This is a genomic window from Actinomadura nitritigenes (assembly GCF_017573545.1).
GTDB lineage: Bacteria > Actinomycetota > Actinomycetes > Streptosporangiales > Streptosporangiaceae > Spirillospora > Spirillospora nitritigenes.
Map to the genome: position 1 here is coordinate 12,414 of NZ_JAGEOK010000030.1, position 16,958 is coordinate 29,371.

At 73.7% G+C, this 16,958-nt stretch carries 19 protein-coding genes; 13 read left to right on the top strand and 6 right to left on the bottom strand.

Annotation, left to right across the window (positions count from 1 at the left end; genetic code table 11):
* Nucleotides 1-335 precede the first annotated feature (335 nt).
* Entirely contained in the window at nt 336-731 is a 396-nt protein-coding gene (locus J4557_RS36490; protein WP_208271367.1) for a winged helix-turn-helix transcriptional regulator, read from the bottom strand.
* Nucleotides 732-867: 136 nt separating this feature from the next.
* Between J4557_RS36490 and J4557_RS36495 the strand changes: the two genes are divergently transcribed.
* The 3 genes from J4557_RS36495 (at nt 868) to J4557_RS36505 (ending at nt 2,388) form a co-directional block, all read left to right on the top strand.
* A complete protein-coding gene (locus J4557_RS36495) occupies nt 868-1,422 on the top strand; it encodes an SRPBCC domain-containing protein (RefSeq protein ID WP_208271368.1) in 555 nt (184 codons plus the stop codon).
* Between the two features lie 186 nt (nt 1,423-1,608).
* Nucleotides 1,609-1,791 (top strand): NADPH-dependent FMN reductase, encoded by a 183-nt coding sequence (locus tag J4557_RS51880; RefSeq protein ID WP_307800408.1) that lies wholly within the window; start codon nt 1,609-1,611, stop codon nt 1,789-1,791.
* 279 nt (nt 1,792-2,070) lie between these two features.
* The gene (locus tag J4557_RS36505; RefSeq protein WP_208271369.1) at nt 2,071-2,388 is read left to right on the top strand and encodes a WhiB family transcriptional regulator; all 318 of its coding nucleotides are present in this window, start codon (nt 2,071-2,073) and stop codon (nt 2,386-2,388) included.
* A 98-nt stretch (nt 2,389-2,486) separates the two neighbouring features.
* On the opposite strand, the gene J4557_RS36510 is transcribed toward J4557_RS36505, so the two are convergent.
* On the bottom strand, nt 2,487-3,689 hold the full coding sequence (locus tag J4557_RS36510; RefSeq protein WP_208271370.1) for a low temperature requirement protein A: 1,203 nt from the start codon (nt 3,687-3,689) through the stop codon (nt 2,487-2,489).
* Between the two features lie 190 nt (nt 3,690-3,879).
* Here J4557_RS36510 and J4557_RS36515 point away from each other — a divergent pair, with 190 nt between their 5' ends.
* The 9 genes from J4557_RS36515 to J4557_RS36555 all read left to right on the top strand — a co-directional run bounded on the left by J4557_RS36515 (nt 3,880) and on the right by J4557_RS36555 (nt 11,824).
* Nucleotides 3,880-4,638, top strand: a complete 759-nt coding sequence (locus J4557_RS36515; RefSeq protein ID WP_208271371.1) for an SDR family oxidoreductase — start codon at nt 3,880-3,882, stop codon at nt 4,636-4,638.
* A gap of 50 nt (nt 4,639-4,688) precedes the next feature.
* On the top strand, nt 4,689-5,126 hold the full coding sequence (locus tag J4557_RS36520; protein WP_208271372.1) for a cupin domain-containing protein: 438 nt from the start codon (nt 4,689-4,691) through the stop codon (nt 5,124-5,126).
* A gap of 224 nt (nt 5,127-5,350) precedes the next feature.
* Nucleotides 5,351-5,587 carry a hypothetical protein gene (locus tag J4557_RS36525; RefSeq protein WP_208271373.1) on the top strand — a complete coding sequence of 79 codons (237 nt, stop codon included), beginning with the start codon at nt 5,351-5,353 and terminating at the stop codon, nt 5,585-5,587.
* Nucleotides 5,588-5,622: 35 nt separating this feature from the next.
* The gene (locus J4557_RS36530; RefSeq protein WP_208271374.1) at nt 5,623-7,443 is read left to right on the top strand and encodes a ferritin-like domain-containing protein; all 1,821 of its coding nucleotides are present in this window, start codon (nt 5,623-5,625) and stop codon (nt 7,441-7,443) included.
* Complete coding sequence (locus J4557_RS36535; protein ID WP_208271375.1) at nt 7,440-8,402, top strand: alpha/beta hydrolase; 963 nt, start codon at nt 7,440-7,442, stop codon at nt 8,400-8,402. The genes J4557_RS36530 and J4557_RS36535 overlap by 4 nt, the downstream gene beginning before the upstream one ends.
* The gene (locus J4557_RS36540; protein ID WP_208271376.1) at nt 8,402-9,124 is read left to right on the top strand and encodes an alpha/beta fold hydrolase; all 723 of its coding nucleotides are present in this window, start codon (nt 8,402-8,404) and stop codon (nt 9,122-9,124) included. Before J4557_RS36535 ends, J4557_RS36540 begins: the two co-directional genes overlap by 1 nt.
* 267 nt (nt 9,125-9,391) lie before the next feature.
* Entirely contained in the window at nt 9,392-10,285 is an 894-nt protein-coding gene (locus J4557_RS36545; protein ID WP_208271377.1) for an RNA polymerase sigma-70 factor, read from the top strand.
* Between the two features lie 202 nt (nt 10,286-10,487).
* Nucleotides 10,488-11,330 carry a nuclear transport factor 2 family protein gene (locus tag J4557_RS36550; protein WP_208271378.1) on the top strand — a complete coding sequence of 281 codons (843 nt, stop codon included), beginning with the start codon at nt 10,488-10,490 and terminating at the stop codon, nt 11,328-11,330.
* The gene (locus tag J4557_RS36555; RefSeq protein WP_208271379.1) at nt 11,327-11,824 is read left to right on the top strand and encodes an Ohr family peroxiredoxin; all 498 of its coding nucleotides are present in this window, start codon (nt 11,327-11,329) and stop codon (nt 11,822-11,824) included. The genes J4557_RS36550 and J4557_RS36555 overlap by 4 nt, the downstream gene beginning before the upstream one ends.
* 28 nt (nt 11,825-11,852) lie before the next feature.
* On the opposite strand, the gene J4557_RS36560 is transcribed toward J4557_RS36555, so the two are convergent.
* Nucleotides 11,853-13,445 (bottom strand): serine/threonine-protein kinase, encoded by a 1,593-nt coding sequence (locus J4557_RS36560; RefSeq protein ID WP_307800409.1) that lies wholly within the window; start codon nt 13,443-13,445, stop codon nt 11,853-11,855.
* Between the two features lie 194 nt (nt 13,446-13,639).
* Between J4557_RS36560 and J4557_RS36565 the strand changes: the two genes are divergently transcribed.
* Nucleotides 13,640-14,431 (top strand): class I SAM-dependent methyltransferase, encoded by a 792-nt coding sequence (locus J4557_RS36565; RefSeq protein ID WP_208271380.1) that lies wholly within the window; start codon nt 13,640-13,642, stop codon nt 14,429-14,431.
* Nucleotides 14,432-14,442: 11 nt separating this feature from the next.
* Here J4557_RS36565 and J4557_RS36570 read toward each other — a convergent pair whose 3' ends face one another.
* The 3 genes from J4557_RS36570 to J4557_RS36580 form a co-directional block, all read right to left on the bottom strand.
* A complete protein-coding gene (locus J4557_RS36570; protein ID WP_208271381.1) occupies nt 14,443-15,435 on the bottom strand; it encodes a tetratricopeptide repeat protein in 993 nt (330 codons plus the stop codon).
* Between the two features lie 87 nt (nt 15,436-15,522).
* A complete protein-coding gene (locus J4557_RS36575; RefSeq protein WP_208271382.1) occupies nt 15,523-16,362 on the bottom strand; it encodes a hypothetical protein in 840 nt (279 codons plus the stop codon).
* A 144-nt stretch (nt 16,363-16,506) separates the two neighbouring features.
* Entirely contained in the window at nt 16,507-16,878 is a 372-nt protein-coding gene (locus J4557_RS36580; protein ID WP_208271383.1) for a DoxX family protein, read from the bottom strand.
* Between the last annotated feature and the right edge of the window lie 80 nt (nt 16,879-16,958).

Consider the following 16,958-nt stretch of genomic DNA (forward strand, 5'->3'; position numbering starts at 1 on the left):
CGAACAGGGCCGCCAGACCACCCGGTCCGGCGGCCCTTCGCCATTCCTGCACCAAGGAGTGAACGTGCGCCCCCCTGGAAAACGGTCACCGAAGGGCTGCGCCGCGAAGATGTGCAGCGCGTCCTGGCCGGCGGTCAGGGCCGGACGGCGAGGGGAGCCCGGCCGCCGGCCGCGCTCCCGGAAGGTCGCCGGGGAACTGAGGCGGACGGCGGCGGGGCCGTGGTCGTCCAGGCCGATCTGCCCGTCCCGACGCCGCGGCGGAGGCGGTGGAGCAGACGGTGCGGGAGCTGGGTCCCGGCGGCCGCGCTACGTCACCGGCACGGACTGATCCCGCGTCAGTCGTCGCCGTCGAAGGCGTCGCGATTGCCGGCGATGGCGGACTGGTGGGTCCGTACCCAGAGGACGAGGTGGTCGACGGCCTGCGCGAGCGAGCGGCCGAGCGCGGTGAGTTCGTACTCGACTCGCGGGGGGACCTCGGCGTAGGCGGTCCGGGTGACCAGGCCGTCGCGGTGCAGCGCACGCAGGGTGTGGCTGAGCATCCGCTGGGAGATGCCGCTGATCTTCTCGTGCAGGGCGGTGTAGCGCATCGGACCGGACGCGAGCTCCGTGACGATCAGGACGGTCCATTTGTCGCCGACGCGGGCGAGGATGTCCCGGACGAGCCCGATGGTCTCGATGCAGTCGGGCGCGACCCCCTGCGCGGCCAGTTCGGCGCGGAGCGCGACGTCCATGCGATTCGGCCTTTCGCGTGCGTTGCCTACCTCAAAGTGCGTATTGGCGAGGGGGATTAATGCCCGCCGATCCGCGATTCCTACCGATCGTAAGCGTGCAGGCCCGCTGCGGCGGCCAGCGAACGGAGGACGCGGGATGAGCGACCAGGACACCGGACCCGGGCGGACGGACGGCGGAACCGAGGTCCGCCACGACACCTTCACGATCTCCCGGCGCCTGGACGCGCCCCCGTCCGCGGTCTTCGCCGCCTTCGCCGACGACGCGGTCCGGCGGCGCTGGGTCAAGCTCCCCGGGTCCGGAGCCACGTACCACCACGAGTTCCGCGTCGGCGGCGGCGAGACCGCGCAGAGCACCTTCGCCGTCCTGGACGCGGCGCCGGAGCAGCTCGACTACCGCTCGCGCTACCTCGACATCGTGCCGGAGCGGCGCATCGTCTACGTCTACGCATCCACTGTCGACGAGGTGCTGCGCTGGACCTCGCTCGTCACGGTCCAGCTGGCCGGCGACGCCGGATCGACCGACCTGACCTGGACAGAACAGGTCGCCTTCCTCACCCGCACGGGCGACGGCTCCGCGGACCTCCCGCACCTGCGCGGCGCGACGGCGCTTCGCCTGACCGGCCTGGCGGTGGCGCTCCAGCCGCCACGGCGGCCCGGTCCGCTCAATTCCTCCATTCATGTTCGCAACTGACGTCAAAGTGCACGGCCTTCCCTTTGAAGAAGGGCCGCGCGAGCACGCCGGCGCCGAATTCGAGACCGTGGACATCGCCGACTACGACCTTCCCGTCTTCGACGAGCCGCGCTCCCCGCTCATGGGGACTACGAGCATCCGCATACGCGGAAGTGGAGCGCGAAGATAGCCGAGCTCGACGGTTTCGTGTTCGTCACTCCGGAGTACAACCGCTCGATCCCGTCCGCGCTGAAGAACGCCGTCGACTTCCTCTACGCCGAGTGGACCAACAAGGCCGCCGGCTTCGTCGCCTACGGCAGCAACGTCAGCGGGGCCCGCGCCGTCGACATCGCCTGGACCCGAGCCCTCGCCCCCCTGCGCGCGGCCTGAACAAGAGCGGAGGGACGGGCTGAGGGCCGTCCCTCCGCGTGGTGTTCATGCTGCCCGCACCTGACCACGGGCAAGCCGTCCCATTACCCCTGGGCGTCACTCCGTAGCCAACCGATTTCCCGGGGGATCGAGGCTAGGGACTCGCTAGGGAGGTACACGGGTCCCACCGGGCGCCGTTTCGGAGACCGTTGTTCTCGGCCCCGAATGGAAGCAGCCGGTTGGAGGGACAGTGACGACCAACGATCCATGGCCCGGACCCGCGGAAAGAGGGCGAGCACGATGAATCTGCACTGGACGGAGACCGCGTCGTGCGTGTCGGTCGATGCCGACCTTTTCTTTCCGCTGGGCGACGAGACCGTTCACGCGGACCAGATCGCAGCGATCCGCCGGGTCTGCGCCGCGTGCCCGGCCGCGCGCCGCTGCCTGGAATGGGCGCTGACGACCGGTGAACCGGAGGGCATCTGGGCCGGGACGACCCCCGGCGAGCGGCGCCGCATCCGGGCCGCCCGCAGGGCCGCGTCCGACGCGTCCGCCGGCACTCCCGCCGCCCCGGCGCCCGGAGCATCGGCGTCCACCGCGCCCGTGCCGGTGAGCTGAAGGACGCGCGATGACAAGCCGGCACGACGCAGAGGGAGTCCCGACCATGACCGACAGGAACGACTACCAGGACCTGCCGGTGCCCGCCGGCCGGGCGGTCACCGCCTCTCCCGGTTCGGGATGATCGTGAGGACGGTCGTCAGGACGCAGGTGGCCGCGATCGCCGCGACGACCGCGGCCACCCCGGCCCCCGAGGCCGCGAGCGGCAGCAGCAGGATGGCGGTGACCCCGCACAGCACCACCGCCGGATGCATGACGCGCGCGCCCAGCAGGGGCGTGTGGACCGTCCAGAGCAGCAGGATGAACAGCGCGGCCGGGATCGCGACGGCGTAGCAGGCCGCGAGCGGCGACGCCGCGGCGTCGTGCCCGGTCTGCCCGACCGCCACTTCGAGCCCGGCGCCGAGCGCGGCGAGGCTCGCGAAGATGCCGTAGTGGCCGTAGCCCCACCGGTAGGACCGGCGGCGGCCGTCGCTCAGCCCCTCGCCCGCCGGGACGAGGAAGTAGAGCCACCAGAGGGCGAACAGCAGGACGAGGCCGGACCCCGCGATGACGATGAGCCGGCCGCTGACCTCGGCCTCGTCGAGCGCCCCGGCGACCGCGTTCGACGCGGCGAGGACGCTCTCCCCGAAGAGGATGATCGTGAACAGGCCGTAGCGTTCGGCGATGTGGTGCGGGTGCCAGTTGGTGGGGCTGGCCCGCTCCGCCCACCACGGCACCGCGAGTTCCAGCAGGGCCAGGGCCGCGAAGGACGGGACGCCGGCCGCCGGCGGCAGGGCGCCCGCCTCCGCCGCGACGAGCCAGAGGATCCAGCCCGCCTGCGCGGCGGTGACGCCGAGGGCGTAGCGCAGCGCGGTGCGGCGGCCCGCCGGGTCCTCGGCGCCGGCCCGCAGCCACTGCGCGACGAGGGCGGTCCGCATGACGAGGTAGCCGATCGCGACGGTGCGGTAGTCGGAGCGGTCCGCCGCGGCCGGGACGCCGGCGGCGAGGACGAGGACGCCCGCCATCTGCAGCATGGTCAGCAGCCGGTACGGGACGTCGTCGGTGTCGTACGACGACGCGAACCAGGTGAAGTTCATCCACGCCCACCACACCGCGAAGAAGACCTGCAGGAACGGGACCAGCCCGGACAGGGCGTGCCCGTCGGCGATGTGGTCGGCGAACCGGGCGGTGACGGCCGCGACCGCGACCACGAAGGTGAGGTCGAACAGCAGCTCGAGCTGGCTCGAGGCGCGGTGCGGCTCGTCGATCGCGCGCGCGGTCATCCGGACCCGGATCCGGCACGCGGCACCTGCTGGCGGCACGGTCTCGCTCCCGTCGTCACATGGCTCGTCCAGCCGCGAAGACAAGGCGGAGGCCCTGTTTGTGACGCCCGGGGCCCGATCCGGCCGCTTCCCGGAATCCTCCGCCGGAGCTGTCACAGCCCGGCGGGGTGGCCTGTCTTAGCTGGCGACCGGGCGGTGACCGACGGCCCGGCGGACGGAAGGGAACCCTATGAAGATCGTGGTCATCGGCGGCACCGGCCTGATCGGTTCGAAGGCCGTGCAGATGCTCCGGCAGCACGGGCACGAGGCGGTGCCGGCGGCGCCGAACACCGGCGTCGACACCCTCACCGGTGAGGGGCTCGCCGAGGTCCTGGAGGGCGCGTCCGTGGTGATCGACGTGTCCAACTCGCCGTCCTTCGAGGACGCGGCGGTGCTGAACTTCTTCACGACCTCGACCGGCAACCTGCTGGAGGCGGAGAAGAAGGCGGGCGTGGGCCACCACGTCGCGCTGACGATCGTGAACACCGACCGGCGGCCCGACATCGGCTACTTCCGGGCGAAGGTCGCGCAGGAGAAGCTGATCGAGGAGTCGCCGATCCCGTTCTCGCTGGTCCACGCGACGCAGTTCTTCGAGTTCGGGCGCAGGATCGCCGACGAGGCCGCCGCCGGCGGGGACACGGTCCCGATGCCGCCGGTGCTGTTCCAGCCCATCGCGGGCGAGGAGGTGTCCCGGACGGTCGCGCGGACCGCGGCGGGCGCGCCGCTGAACGGCCGGATCCAGATCGCCGGCCCCGAGGTGTCCCGGATGGACGAGTTCTTCCGCAAGGCGCTGACCGCGTGGGGCGACCCGCGCGAGGTGGTCACCGACCCGCACGCGCACTACTTCGGCGCCGAGATGCACGAGCGCGACCTCGTCCCGGACGAGGGCGCCGCGACCCTCAGCGAGATCAGGTACGCCGACTGGCTGGCGGCGAACCCCGTCACGTGACCGCCCGTCACGTGACCACGTCCGCACCGACGAGCCGAGGAGGCACTTCCATGTCCGGTCCTGAATCCACTGCCGCCGAACGGAAGCCCAGGTCGAACGCGTGGCAGACCGCGCTCACCACCGTCCAGGAGGTCGAGCCGCCCTTCATCCCGGCCGGCGCGCACGCCATGACCGTGGTCATCGAGTACCCGCCCGGCGACCCCGGCGCGCCGCCGCACCGGCATCCCGGTCCCGCGTTCGGCTACGTGCTGGAGGGCGAGATGCTGATGGAGCTCGAAGGGCAGCCGCCCCGGCCGATCCCGGCGGGCGAGGCGTTCTGGGAGCCCGGCGGCGACGTCATCCACTACCAGGACGGCAACAACCGCGACGACATGCCGGTCCGGTTCGTCGTCACCATGCTCTGCGAGCCCGGCAAGCCCATGCTGACCCTGGTGGACGAGGCGGAGCTCGCCGAGCGCGCCCACCTGCGGGTTCTCCGGGGTTCCTGACCCCGCACCGCGACGGCCTGGCCGCCGGGCGGGCCGCCCGGCCCGGCGAGACCCCACCCGCCTGCGCGCCTCCGGGCGGATCCCCTGCGGCCGGTCCGCGCGACCAGGCGCCCGGCCCTGCGACCAAGCCTCCGGCCCTGCGACCAAGCGTCCGGCCCTGCGACCAAGCGTCCGGCCGAGCGGCCGTGCGGCCGTGCGGCCGACGACCCGTGTGTGGAGGACAGATGAGCACGCCGACGGGCGACGAGTTCGAGATCGAGTTCGAGGTGGAGGTCGAGGCCGAACTGGACCTCGCCGAGGCGAGCGAGCCGGGAGCGGCCGGGCAGCCGGCCTCGGAGTGGCTGTTCGACCCGACCGACGTCGAGCGCGAGGAGGTCGAGCTCCGCAACCTCCTCGGCGCGGCCGAGGAGCTGGAGTCCGGCCCCCGGTCCCGGCGCCGCGGCACCGGCGAAGGCGCCTGACCCCGCCCACCTCACGACACCCGAAGCGAGACACCATGAACCACCCAGCCGGGCGGCAGCATGCCCACGTTCCCCTCCGGCCGGCGGGGATCGCCACGCTCGACGATCTCCGCGAGCACCTGCAGTGGGCGATCGAGCTGGAGCACGCGACCCTGCCGCCGTACCTGTGCGCGCTCTACTCGCTCGACCCGGAGCGCAACCCCGAGGCCGTCGAGGCGGTGGCGGGCGTCTTCATCGAGGAGATGCTGCACCTGGCGCTGGCGGCGAACCTGCTCAACGCCGTCGGCGGGAGCCCGCGGCTGGACGCGCCGGAGCTGCTGCCGCCGCACCCCCGGCGGCTGCCGCACGCCGCGCCCTCGCTGGAGCTGTCGCTGCTCCCCTTCGGCGACGAGGCGCTCGGCATGTTCCTGCGCCTGGAGCAGCCCGCACCGCCCGGCGCCCCCGCCGAAAGCGACGGCTACGAGACGATCGGGCAGTTCTACGAGGCGATCGAGGCCGGGCTGCGCCGCCTGTGCGACCGGCTCGGCGAGGCGGCGGTCTTCACCGGCGACCCCGCCCGCCAGATCGGCGCCGAGCACTTCGCGCACACCGCCGGACGGATGATCGCCGTCACCGGCCTCGCCTCCGCGCTGACCGCGCTGGAGGAGATCGTCGAGGAGGGCGAAGGCACGGCCCGCGGCGCGGTCTGGGACGGCGACCCGGACGTCCACCACCCCGACCGGGACGAGGTCGCCCACTACTACCGCTTCCAGGAGCTCAGGGCCGGGCGGCGCTACCGCCGCGGCGACACCCCCCGGTCCGGGCCCACCGGCGAGCCGCTCGCCGTGGACTTCGCCGGCGTCCTGCCGATGCGGCCGAACCCGAAGATCGCCGACCACGCTCCGGGCAGCGCGGTCCGGACGGCCCAGGAGGAGTTCAACCGGACGTACTGCACCCTGCTGCACCTGCTGGAGCAGGCGTTCAACGGCAGCCCGCGGCTGCTCGCGGTCGCCGTCGCGACCATGTACCAGCTGAAGGCGCAGGCGCAGGCGCTGATGCGGACGCCCGACGGCGAGGGCACCATGGCCGGCCCCACGTTCGAGTACGTCCCGCCGGAGGAGCGCGGATGGACCGCCGGCGACGAGCCGCAGCGGATCAACGTGCTCCCCGACGGCCCGTACCTCGTCTACGGCGGCGTACCGCTCCGCCGCAAGCGCAAGATCGTCTCCGCCGGGAACGACGCGCTCACCTGGCAGACCGGGGACGCCCTGCCGACGGAGCCCACCTACGCGCTGTGCCGCTGCGGTCACTCGGGGTCGAAGCCGTTCTGCGACGGGACGCACGCCCTGATCGGGTTCGACGGCACCGAGAACGCCGGCGTCCGGCCTTACAGGGAGTTGCAGCACGTGCACGACGGGGTGGACATCTCGGCGCAGCGGGTCGGCGAGCTCTGCATCCACGCCGCGTTCTGCATCGGGCGCACCCGGCCGATCGCGGAGATGCTCTCCGAGACCGGCGACAGCGACGTCCGCTCCAACATCATGGGCCGGATCGACCACTGCCCCTCCGGCTCCTACAGCTACGCCCTGCGGCGCGGCGGGGACACCATCGAGCCCGACCTCCCGCCCGCCGTCTCGGTCCTCGAGGAGGAGGACGGCCTTGCCAGCGCGCTGTGGGTGACCGGCGGCGTGCCGGTGCACAGGGCCGACGGGCGGCCGCTGGAGACCCGGAACCGCATGACCCTGTGCCGTTGCGGGCACAGCTCCGGCAAACCGCTGTGCGACGGGACCCACCGAAAGATCGACTTCCGCGAGGAAGCGCCAGGCCGGGCGGCCCGCCCGGCCGGCACCGCCATCGAGAAGGGAAGCACAGCATGAGCCAGCACGTCCTGGAGCCCGCGGCACGGGAGTTCGGGGAGGCGGCCGCCAAGCCGCCGCTCCTGTACGAGCGAGGGACCGAGGGGGCGCGGAAGCTCCTCGACGACGTCCAGTCCGGCCCGGTCGCCGCGCCCGACGTCGACGACAAGTGGATCACCGTCCCGGCCGAGGTCGGCGACGTCCGGGTCCGCATCGTCCGTCCCGCCGGGACCGCGGGGACGGTGCTGCCGGCCGTCCTGTACGTGCACGGCGGCGGATGGGTCCTCGGCAACGCCGGCACCCACGACCGGCTCGTCCGCGAGCTCGCCGCCGGCACCGGGGCCGCGATCGTCTTCGTCGAGTACGACCGCTCGCCCGAGGCCCGCTACCCGGTCGCGATCGAGCAGGCCTACGCCACGGCGCAGTGGATCGTCCGGCACGGTGCGGAGGAGGACCTCGACCCGTCCCGGCTGGCGGTCGCCGGCGACTCGGTCGGCGGGAACATGGCCGCCGCGCTGGCGATCCTGGCGAAGCGGCGCGGGGACGTGACGTTCGTCCACCAGTCGCTGTACTACCCGGTCACCGACGCCGCGCAGAACACCGAGAGCTACCGCGAGTTCGCCGACGGCCCGCACCTCACCGCCAAGGCCATGGCCTGGTTCTGGGACGCGTACACCACCGACCCGGCCGAGCGCGCCGAGATCACCGCCTCGCCGCTGCGCGCCACCCTCGACGACCTGGCGGGGCTGCCGCCCGCGCTGGTCATCGTCGACGAGAACGACGTGCTCCGCGACGAGGGCGAGGCCTACGCCCGCCGCCTCACCGAGGCGGGCGTGCCGACCACCAGCATCCGCTACAACGCCGCGATCCACGACTTCATGATGCTCGACCCGGTTCGCGACACCCAGGCGTCCCGGGCCGCGACCGCCCAGGCCATCGCGGTCCTCAAGGCCGCCCTGAACACCGGAAAGGACGCCTGATGAGCACCGAGAAGCCCGTCATCGCCCTCGTCCACGGCGCGTTCGCCGAATCCGCGAGCTGGAACCGCGTCATCGGGCGCCTGAACGGCCACGGGCTCCGCGCCGTCGCCGTGGCCAACCCGCTGCGCGACCTGGCGGGCGACGCCGCCTACGTGCGCGACGCCGTCGCCGGGATCGGCCGCCCGGTCGTCCTGGTCGGCCACTCCTACGCCGGCATGGTGATCACCGCGGCGGCGGCCGGCGACCCGGCCGTCCGCGCGCTGGTCTACGTCGGCGCCTTCACGCCCGACACCGGCGAGAGCGCCCTGGAGCTGTCGGGCAAGTTCGAGGGCAGCACCCTGGGGGACGCGCTCGTGGGCTACCCGGTCGCGTCCGGCGGCAACGAGTTCCGGATCGACGAGGAGAAGTACCACCAGCAGTTCTGCGCCGACCTGGACGCCGAGGAGGCCGCCCTCATGGCGGCGACGCAGCGCCCGGTGACCGAGCGGGCGCTGGGCGCCGCGCTCGAGGTGAGCGAGCCCGCCTGGCGCACCAAGCCGTCGTGGTTCGTGTTCGGTGAGAGCGACCGCAACATCCCGGCCGAGGTGGTCCGGTTCATGGCCGACCGGGCCTCGTCCCGGGGGACCCACGAGGTCGCCGGCGCCTCGCACGCCATCGCCGCCTCGCAGCCCGACGCCGTGGTCGCCTCCATCCTCGACGCCGTCGGCGCCGTCGAGGGCTGATCCGGCCCGGCGCGGCGCGGCCGGGGCCGACCCGGCCGGGGCGCGACGGGCGCGGTTCGCGGACGCGTCGCGCGGCGGAACGTGGAACTCCCACCGCCGCGCGACGCCTCCGCCGATCCGCGGGAAAGACCCTGCGAGCCCGGCGTTCGCCCGGTCCCGCGGACGAGGTCACCGGCGGGCGGCTGTCACAGAACGCGGGGCCGCCTTGTCTGAGCTGTTCGAGGGCGGGTGCGACCGGACCGGCCCGCATCCGGAACGGGGGCGATCATGGTGGCGGACGGCGGACCGGACGGCGATCTCGACCACGCCACGGCGGTCTTCGCCGAGGTGCGCCCGCGCCTGTTCGGCATCGCCTACCGGATGCTGGGCAGCGCCGCCGAGGCCGAGGACCTGGTGCAGGACGTCTGGCTGCGGTGGCAGACCTACGACGGCGCCGCCGTCGCCGACCCCGCGGCGTTCCTCGCGACGACGACCACGCGGCTTGCGATCAACGTCCTGCGGTCCGCCCGCGTCCGCCGGGAGACCTATGTCGGCCCCTGGCTGCCCGAACCCGTCGACACCGAAGCCGATCCGCATCTCGGCGCCGAGCGCGGCGAGGCGCTCAACCTCGCGGTGCTGATGCTGCTGGAGCGGCTCTCGCCGACCGAGCGCGCCGCCTACGTCCTGCGGGAGGCGTTCGACTACCCGTACCCGCAGATCGCCGCGATCGTGCAGGTCGGCGAGGCCGCGGCCCGCCAGCTCGTCAGCCGGGCCCGCAAGCACCTGCGGTCCGAGCGGCGGGCGCCGGTGACCGGGACCGAGCAGCGCAGGCTGCTGACCGCCTTCGTCGCCGCCGCCCGCGCCGGCGACCTCGCCGCCCTGGAGGAGCTCCTCGCCGCGGACGCGGTCAGCTACTCCGACGGCGGCGGCGCGGCGCGCGCCTCCCGCTTCCCCGTGGTGGGCGCGGTCCGCGTCGCCAGGTACGTCAGGGCGTTCGCGTTCCGGTTCTGGGAGGGCGTCGACGTCGAATGGGCGACCGTCAACGGGCAGGCGGCCGCCCTGCTCCGGCGCGACGGTGAGACCTTCACCGTCCTCACCGTCGACGCCTCCGACCGCGGCATCGGCCGGATCATGTGGATGATGAACCCCGCCAAGATCGCCGCGGTGTCCGGCGCCGCCTGACCGGGGCGCGCGCGACCCCGGTCACAACGGGGGCCTCCGTCCTGTCTTAGCTGGCGACGTCCGACCGGCGGCATCGCCGCCGGCGACCGAGCGAAGTGAGGACCAACGTGCGGACGATCCCGGCGGCCGGCGGCCGCTCCGCAGACACGGGCGCGCCCCGGGCCGCCGCGCTCCCGCCCGGGGCGCGCCCGGACGGCCGCCGATGACCGGCCCGGGCGGCACCGTGTCGCTGGCGGAGATGCTCGACGAGCGGCGGCACCTGCTGGACATCGCCGAGTGGATGTTCGGCGCGGACGCCGCCGACCGGATCGTCCACGAGACGTACCGCCGCTGGTACGCGCTCGACGACGACGAGCGCGCGGGCATCGCGGTGCCGAGGGCGTGGCTGACGCGGGTGGCGGGCGGCATCTGCCTGGACCTCCTCGCTACCGGCGGCCACGCCGGGAGCCGTGACATCGCCGTCCGCGGGGACGGGTCCGTCCGCGGCGAGGTCGGTCTGCGTGGGGAGGTCGGTCCGCGCGGGGAGGTCGGCTTGCGCCGGGACCAGGTCCGCCGGCCGGGACCCGTGACCGATCCCGTCGCCGCCTGGCTGCGGCGCCATCCCCGGCCGGACCGCTCCGGCGAGGCCCTGCTCGCGCGGCACGACGGCGTGGTGCGCCGGTTCGCCGCCGCGTGCGGCGCCGGGGACGCGGCGGCGCTGGCGTCCGTCCTCGCCGCCGACGCGATCGTGGTCAGCGACGGCGGCGGCAAGGTGCGCGCCGCCGCCCACCCGGCGCACGGCGCGGACGCGGTCGCCCGCTTCATGACGGCCCTGCTCGCGGGGCGGCCCCGGACCGTCGTGACCGTCCGGTCCGTCAACGGGCGCACGGGGCTCGTCCTGCACCGGACGGGCCGCGCCGTGGCGGTGGTCGGCGTGAGCACCGCCGGCACCGCGGTGACCGCCGTCTGGATCATGCTGAACCCCGACAAGCTGCGGCGCTGGCACCATCCCGAGCACGACGCTCCGCCTGTCCAGGCCCCCGGACGGGACGGGGGGAGCCGGTGAGCGACCCGATCCCCGTGCCGACCCTCTCTCCGGACGACGACTACGACGGCCCCGCTTTCGCGCCGATCTACACCGCCCGGGTCACCGTGAGCGGCGGCGCCTCCGCGCACGCCCGCGCGACCGGCCGGGCCCGCTCCTCCGACGGCGCCCTGGACCTGGACCTGCGCGCGCCCCGGGAACTGGGCGGCGATGCCGCGGGCCCCAACCCCGAGCAGCTCTTCGCCACGGCCGTCGCCGCCTGCCTGCACGGCGCGCTCAGCCTGCTCGCCCGGCGGCACGCGCTCGACCCCGCGCCGATCCGGGTGGACGCGTCCGTGTCCTTCGGCCGCGACCCCGCCGACGGCGGCTATCTGGTGCGGACCGAACTGCTCGTGACATGGCCGGACGTCGACCGCTCGACGGCCGCCGAGCTGCTGGCGAAGGCGGCCGAACTCTGCCCCTACGTGAAGATGCCCCGCCAAGGGGCCCCGTCCGTGATCCGCCTCGCCCCCTGACGATCCGTCACACGGCTCGGGAGGGACGTCAGGAGCCGGACGGGACGATCTTGATGACCTTGCCCTGGGCGTTCGCCGCGAGGTAGCCGCCGCCGTAGTCGTCGGTGAAGTAGACCATCATGGTCGGCCGGTCGCCGTTGAACGCCCAGGACGCCTTGGCGATCACGTACTTGTTCGTCGGCTTCGGCACCTTCAGTGTGCGCGCGGCCCGGCTCATGAGGCCCGGCAGGGCGTTCCAGTTGAAGCCGCTCAGGTTCACCTTGGCGTCATCGGTGACACCGACGCTGGGACCCGTCCTGACGGCGGCGTCGGCGCCCTTCTCGTAGGTGTAGCCGTCGAACGCGCCGCGGCGGCCGCGGACCGGCGCGTCGGCGGTCGCGCGGCCCGCGTAGACCGTCATCTCCGCGAACTGCCGGGAGCCCGACGCCTTCTCGAACTTCCTGATCACGTCGCGGACGGCGGCCGGGGTGAGCAGGGTCCTCGGCCCTGCGGCCGCCGTCGCGGGACTCCGGTCGCCGCCGGCGTCCACCGGGCCGGACGGGAGGCCCTCGCCGGTCGCGGCGTCGCCGGTCCGATCGAGCAATTCGGGGACGAAGACGGCGGCCGTCACCAGCAGCACCGCCGCCACGCAGGCCAGCGGCACGGCGATCGCGCCGATGATCAGCCCCGTCCGGCGCCGCCGCCCCGGCGGGGGCGAGGAGGCCGTCCCCGGGAACGCGCCCGGGTCCGTGCCGGGGCCCGCGTGCTGGACGGGCGGCGGAAACGGCGAGGACGGCGGGGGACTCTGCAAGGCGTCCGCCGCCTGGGCCAGCAGATGGTCCAGTTCGGACGCCGTAGGCCGGGCGGCCGGGTCGGCCACCAGCAGCGCCTGCAGTGCGCGCGCGAGCGGCCCGGCGTGCCGCGGCGGCGGGATCCGGGCGGCCATCACCGCCGCCAGCGTCGCCGCCGCCGTCGGCCGCCGCAGCGGGTTCCCGCCCTCGACCGCCACGTACAGCAGCAGCCCGAGCGACCACAGGTCCGAGGCCGGATCGCCCTCGCGGCCGTGCAGCCGCTCCGGCGCGATGTACTCCGGCGAGCCCACGAGCCCGCCGGTGGCCGTGACCCGCGACGCCTCCTCCAGCACCGCGATGCCGAAGTCGGTCAGGACCGCCGTGCCGTCCGTGCGCAGCAGGACGTTCGCGGGCTTCACGTCCCGGTGGCAGATGCCCGCCTCGTGCGCGGCGCGCAGGGCCGCCAGGATCCCGCGCCCGATCGCCGCCGCCTCCGCGGGCGGCAGCGGCCCGTCCGCGAGCCGGTCCTGGAGCGACCGCCCGGGGACGAGCTCCATCACGAGCCACGGGTGCGGCATGTCGGGGGAGTCCACGATGTGGTGGATGGTCACCACGTTCGGGTGGTGGAGCCGGGCCAGGGCGCGCGCCTCGCGCATCACCCGTTCGCGCAGCATCTCCGCGACCGCCGGATCGTCCCCGGACGGGTCGGCGCCGGCGAGCCGCACCTCCTTCAGTGCGACCTCGCGGTGCAGGGCGAGGTCGAACGCGCGCCAGACCGTCCCCATCCCGCCGCTGCCGAGCCGTCCCCGCAGCTCGAAGCGCCCGTCGATCACCGTCAGCCCAGAGGTCACGCCGGACAGCCTAGAACCACCGATCACCGGAAAACGGTCCAACCGGACGACATCGCGCCCGGTCACGCCGATCGGGCGTTCGCAGGGCGCCGGCCTGAACCACCGCGCCCACCAGGGAGGAAGCCTCCTCGCCGTCCGTGCCGGACGGCAAGGACGGCGGGCCGCGGTGGCACCGTCCGGGCGGTGGCCGGACAATGAGCGACGTGGCGGTGAACTTCGGCCCGACGGCCCACGACTACGCGAGGTACCGGACGGGGTTCCCGCCCGAGTTGTTCGACGGGTTGGCCGCGCGCGGAGTGGGGCTGCCCGGCCACCGGGTCGTCGACGTGGGCACGGGGACGGGGGTCCTGGCGCGCGCCTTCGCCGCCGCCGGCTGCACGGTGGCCGGAGTCGACGTCGCCCCCGAACTCCTCGCGGAGGCGGAACGGTGCGGCGCCGGCGAGGCGGCGGTGTCCTACCACCGCGCGCCGGCGGAGGACACCGGGCTGCCCGTCGGGGCCTGGGACGTGGTGAGCGCGGGCCAGTGCTGGCACTGGTTCGACCGCCCGCGCGCCATCGCCGAGGCCCGCCGCCTGCTCACCGCCGGCGGTGCGCTGGTCATCTGCTACCGCGACTTCTCGACCGAGCCCGGCACCGTGGGCGCCGCGAGCCTCCAGCTGGCCCGCACCTACAACCCCGACTGGCCGGAGGTCGGCGGCCTCGCCGAGAACCCGCACTGGCGCGACGAACTGGCCGCGGCCGGCTTCGGCGACCTGCACGGCTTCGCCTTCGACACCGTGGTCCCCTTCACCCACGAGGCGTGGCGGGGACGCATGCGCAGCGCCAGCGGCATCGGCGCCACCCTGACCCCTGACCGGATCAACGTCTTCGACGCCGACCTCGCCCGGCTCCTGCACGACCGCTTCCCCGACCAGCCACTCCAGATACCCCACCGGGTCGACGCCCTCATAGCCAGACGCAGCCCCCACCCGCCCGCAAGCCCCTGACGGCGACGCTCCTACCTTGTCGCGGGCTGCTGGCAGCGCCGCGCGGCCGCCACGAGCTCGGCGGGCAGCCCCGGCCCGAGACACGCGCAATCGATCAGCAGATGGAGGTACGCGTCGCCGGGCGCCTGCGACGCCAGCTCGATGAGCTCGCCGAGGTCGGCGGCCGAGCCGGTCAGCCGGGCCCGGTAGGCGGCCCGTGCCGCGCGAAGGGCGGGCTCCGCCGGCTCGTGCCGCAGACCCTGATCGGTCAGCCGCACCGCGTCGGCGAAGTCGCCCTGTTCGGCCCGCAGATCGGCCAGGTCGAGATACAGCGACCAGTTCGCCGGGTCCAGGGAGAGCGCGCGCTCGAACGCCGCCGCGCTCTGAGCCCGATCACCTGCCTTGCGCCACGTCCCGGCGCGCACCACCTCGGTCAGCATGATCCGCTCGACGGAGTCGGCCCTGTCGCAGAGGGCGAGCGAACCGTCGATGAGGTCGCACGCCCTCAGCAGGATCGCCATCCTGGCCAGCGCCTCCGGCAGCGGTGAGCGGGCGGTGACCACGTCGATGGCATGGAACCAGGGCCGGAACCGTTCGCGCATCGCGTCGGTGTCGAGCTTCCGGCCGTGGTCCATCGTGCGCATCGCGGCCTCGGCCAGCGCGTCGGCGCTCACGGCACCGAGGAACCGCTCGTCGCCGAACCACGGGGCCGTGGCCCATGCGATCTCGGGCTGCGCTCCCGTGACCGCCCCGAGCGCGACCGCCGCCTCGTCCATGTCCCCTTCGAGGAATTGGATGTACGACCGCGCCAGCACCAGGCTCAGAGAACTCGCGCCATGGACGATCTCGGCCAGCTCCGACCGGTGGTCCCTCCACAGCTCGCCGAGCGCCGCATAGGGTTCGGGCTCCTGAGGCGCGGAGGCGACGGCCCTCGCGAGATGGCGGAGGGCCGCCTCCGGGCTGCCGCCGCAGTGCGCCAGCACCCGTGCGAGACCGACCTCCGCCGATACCGCTCGATTCGACATCGTCCGAGCCTAGTCGGACCGCTCTGAAGCGATGCCGACCGGCGCGTCCGGTCGGGGGCGCACCGGTCAGCACCGGAGAGAGGCTCGCTAGGAGCCGGGCTTGATGCTCTGCGGCAGGCCGAGGGGCAGCATCTTGGTGGAAGCGCTGCTCTTGGCCTGGGCCTTCAGAGCGGGGAACAATTCGGTGTAGGGCTTGCTGGACAGGTACAGCTGGAGGCTCGCGGCGTTCTTCCCGGACGCCGAGGGCAGGCCGGCGCGGAAGTTCGCGACACCGCCGAACAGCCCGCAGCCGGTGGTGCCGGGCGCGGCGAACGAGGTGTCGTTCATCGTCATGCCGATCGCGTTGTCGTACCACTTGAGGGAGTCGTTGTCGCCCTCGAGGTTCAGCTTGATCGGGTCGGTCTTGGAGCCGATGTAGCAGGTGTCGCCGAGCAGCGAGTTGATGATCTTGACGCGCAGGTCGATGGTGGAGCCGTAGCCGCCGGCCGCGGTGAAGCCGAGCGAGAAGTTCCCGGCGTACTGGGTCTTCTCCTTCAGGCTGAGCAGCGGGATGTTCTCGGTCCCGGGGACGCCGAGCACGCCTCCCGGCACGGTCTCCTGCTGGGACCGCATCTTGACGAAGATGTTGATGTTCTCGCCGGTGACCGGGTCGTAGCCGCTCTGGACCGTCATCGAGATCGGCTTGGTGAGCGTCTGCTGGATCGAGCCGATCTTCATCGTGCCGCCGCCGATGACGATGTTGTCGCAGATCCAGTTCCCGGGGTCCGCGCCGACCGGCAGCGAGTCGGGGCAGTCGGCGTAGCTGAAGGACACGGGAGCGGCGTCCGCGGCGGCGGGCGCCGCGCCGAGGGCGATGACGGCGGGTGCGGCCAGCGCCAGGACGGGCAGGACGCGTGCGGGCAGCACGCGGTGGGCGAAGCGCTTCACGGGGGTGGGCCCCTTCCAGGGACGTGGTAACGGCCGAAACGGGGCGGGGACCGTTCCATTACTGACTGGCAGGGTAGAAGCCGGATCCTCCGCGATCAAGGTTTTCGCGGCCGCGATTACCGGCTGGTATCGCCCGTGGGAGCGTTACCAGTGGTACGGGCCGAACCGCCCCCAGGCGACGAGCACGGAGAGCGCCAGCAGGAAGCCGGTGATCCCCAGCGCCGACGGCTCCTTGCGCCGGATGTGCAGGGCCGCCGCCAGGACCAGCAGCACCGCGAACCCCGACGCGGCGACCGGTGTCAGCACGGGCGCGATCCCGGTCGCGCCCGGCAGGATCACCCCGAGCGCCCCCAGCACCTCCACCAGGCCGATGAACCGGACCGCCCCCTGGGAGAAGTCCTCCATCCACTGGTATTTGCCGACCAGCTTCGCCTTCGGCTGGGCGACCTTGGCCAGGCCGGACATCGCGAACAGGGCGGCCAGGACCGCCTGCGCGATCCACAAGAACACGTTCATCGAACTCTCCTTCTCCCGTCACCCGGAGCCCGCGGGCGCTCGCCGGCGGGGTCTCAACGGTTCGACAACGCAGCGTCCGG

Coding starts and splice junctions, on each gene's coding strand:
- J4557_RS36545 (WP_208271377.1), top strand. CDS start 9,392: ATGGTGGCGGACGGCGGACCGGACGGCGATCTCGACCACGCCACGGCG.
- J4557_RS36525 (WP_208271373.1), top strand. CDS start 5,351: ATGAGCACGCCGACGGGCGACGAGTTCGAGATCGAGTTCGAGGTGGAG.
- J4557_RS36570 (WP_208271381.1), bottom strand. CDS start 15,435: ATGTCGAATCGAGCGGTATCGGCGGAGGTCGGTCTCGCACGGGTGCTG.
- J4557_RS36580 (WP_208271383.1), bottom strand. CDS start 16,878: ATGAACGTGTTCTTGTGGATCGCGCAGGCGGTCCTGGCCGCCCTGTTC.
- J4557_RS36490 (WP_208271367.1), bottom strand. CDS start 731: ATGGACGTCGCGCTCCGCGCCGAACTGGCCGCGCAGGGGGTCGCGCCC.
- J4557_RS36515 (WP_208271371.1), top strand. CDS start 3,880: ATGAAGATCGTGGTCATCGGCGGCACCGGCCTGATCGGTTCGAAGGCC.
- J4557_RS36520 (WP_208271372.1), top strand. CDS start 4,689: ATGTCCGGTCCTGAATCCACTGCCGCCGAACGGAAGCCCAGGTCGAAC.
- J4557_RS36495 (WP_208271368.1), top strand. CDS start 868: ATGAGCGACCAGGACACCGGACCCGGGCGGACGGACGGCGGAACCGAG.
- J4557_RS36530 (WP_208271374.1), top strand. CDS start 5,623: ATGAACCACCCAGCCGGGCGGCAGCATGCCCACGTTCCCCTCCGGCCG.
- J4557_RS36565 (WP_208271380.1), top strand. CDS start 13,640: ATGAGCGACGTGGCGGTGAACTTCGGCCCGACGGCCCACGACTACGCG.
- J4557_RS36540 (WP_208271376.1), top strand. CDS start 8,402: ATGAGCACCGAGAAGCCCGTCATCGCCCTCGTCCACGGCGCGTTCGCC.
- J4557_RS36505 (WP_208271369.1), top strand. CDS start 2,071: ATGAATCTGCACTGGACGGAGACCGCGTCGTGCGTGTCGGTCGATGCC.
- J4557_RS36535 (WP_208271375.1), top strand. CDS start 7,440: ATGAGCCAGCACGTCCTGGAGCCCGCGGCACGGGAGTTCGGGGAGGCG.
- J4557_RS36550 (WP_208271378.1), top strand. CDS start 10,488: ATGACCGGCCCGGGCGGCACCGTGTCGCTGGCGGAGATGCTCGACGAG.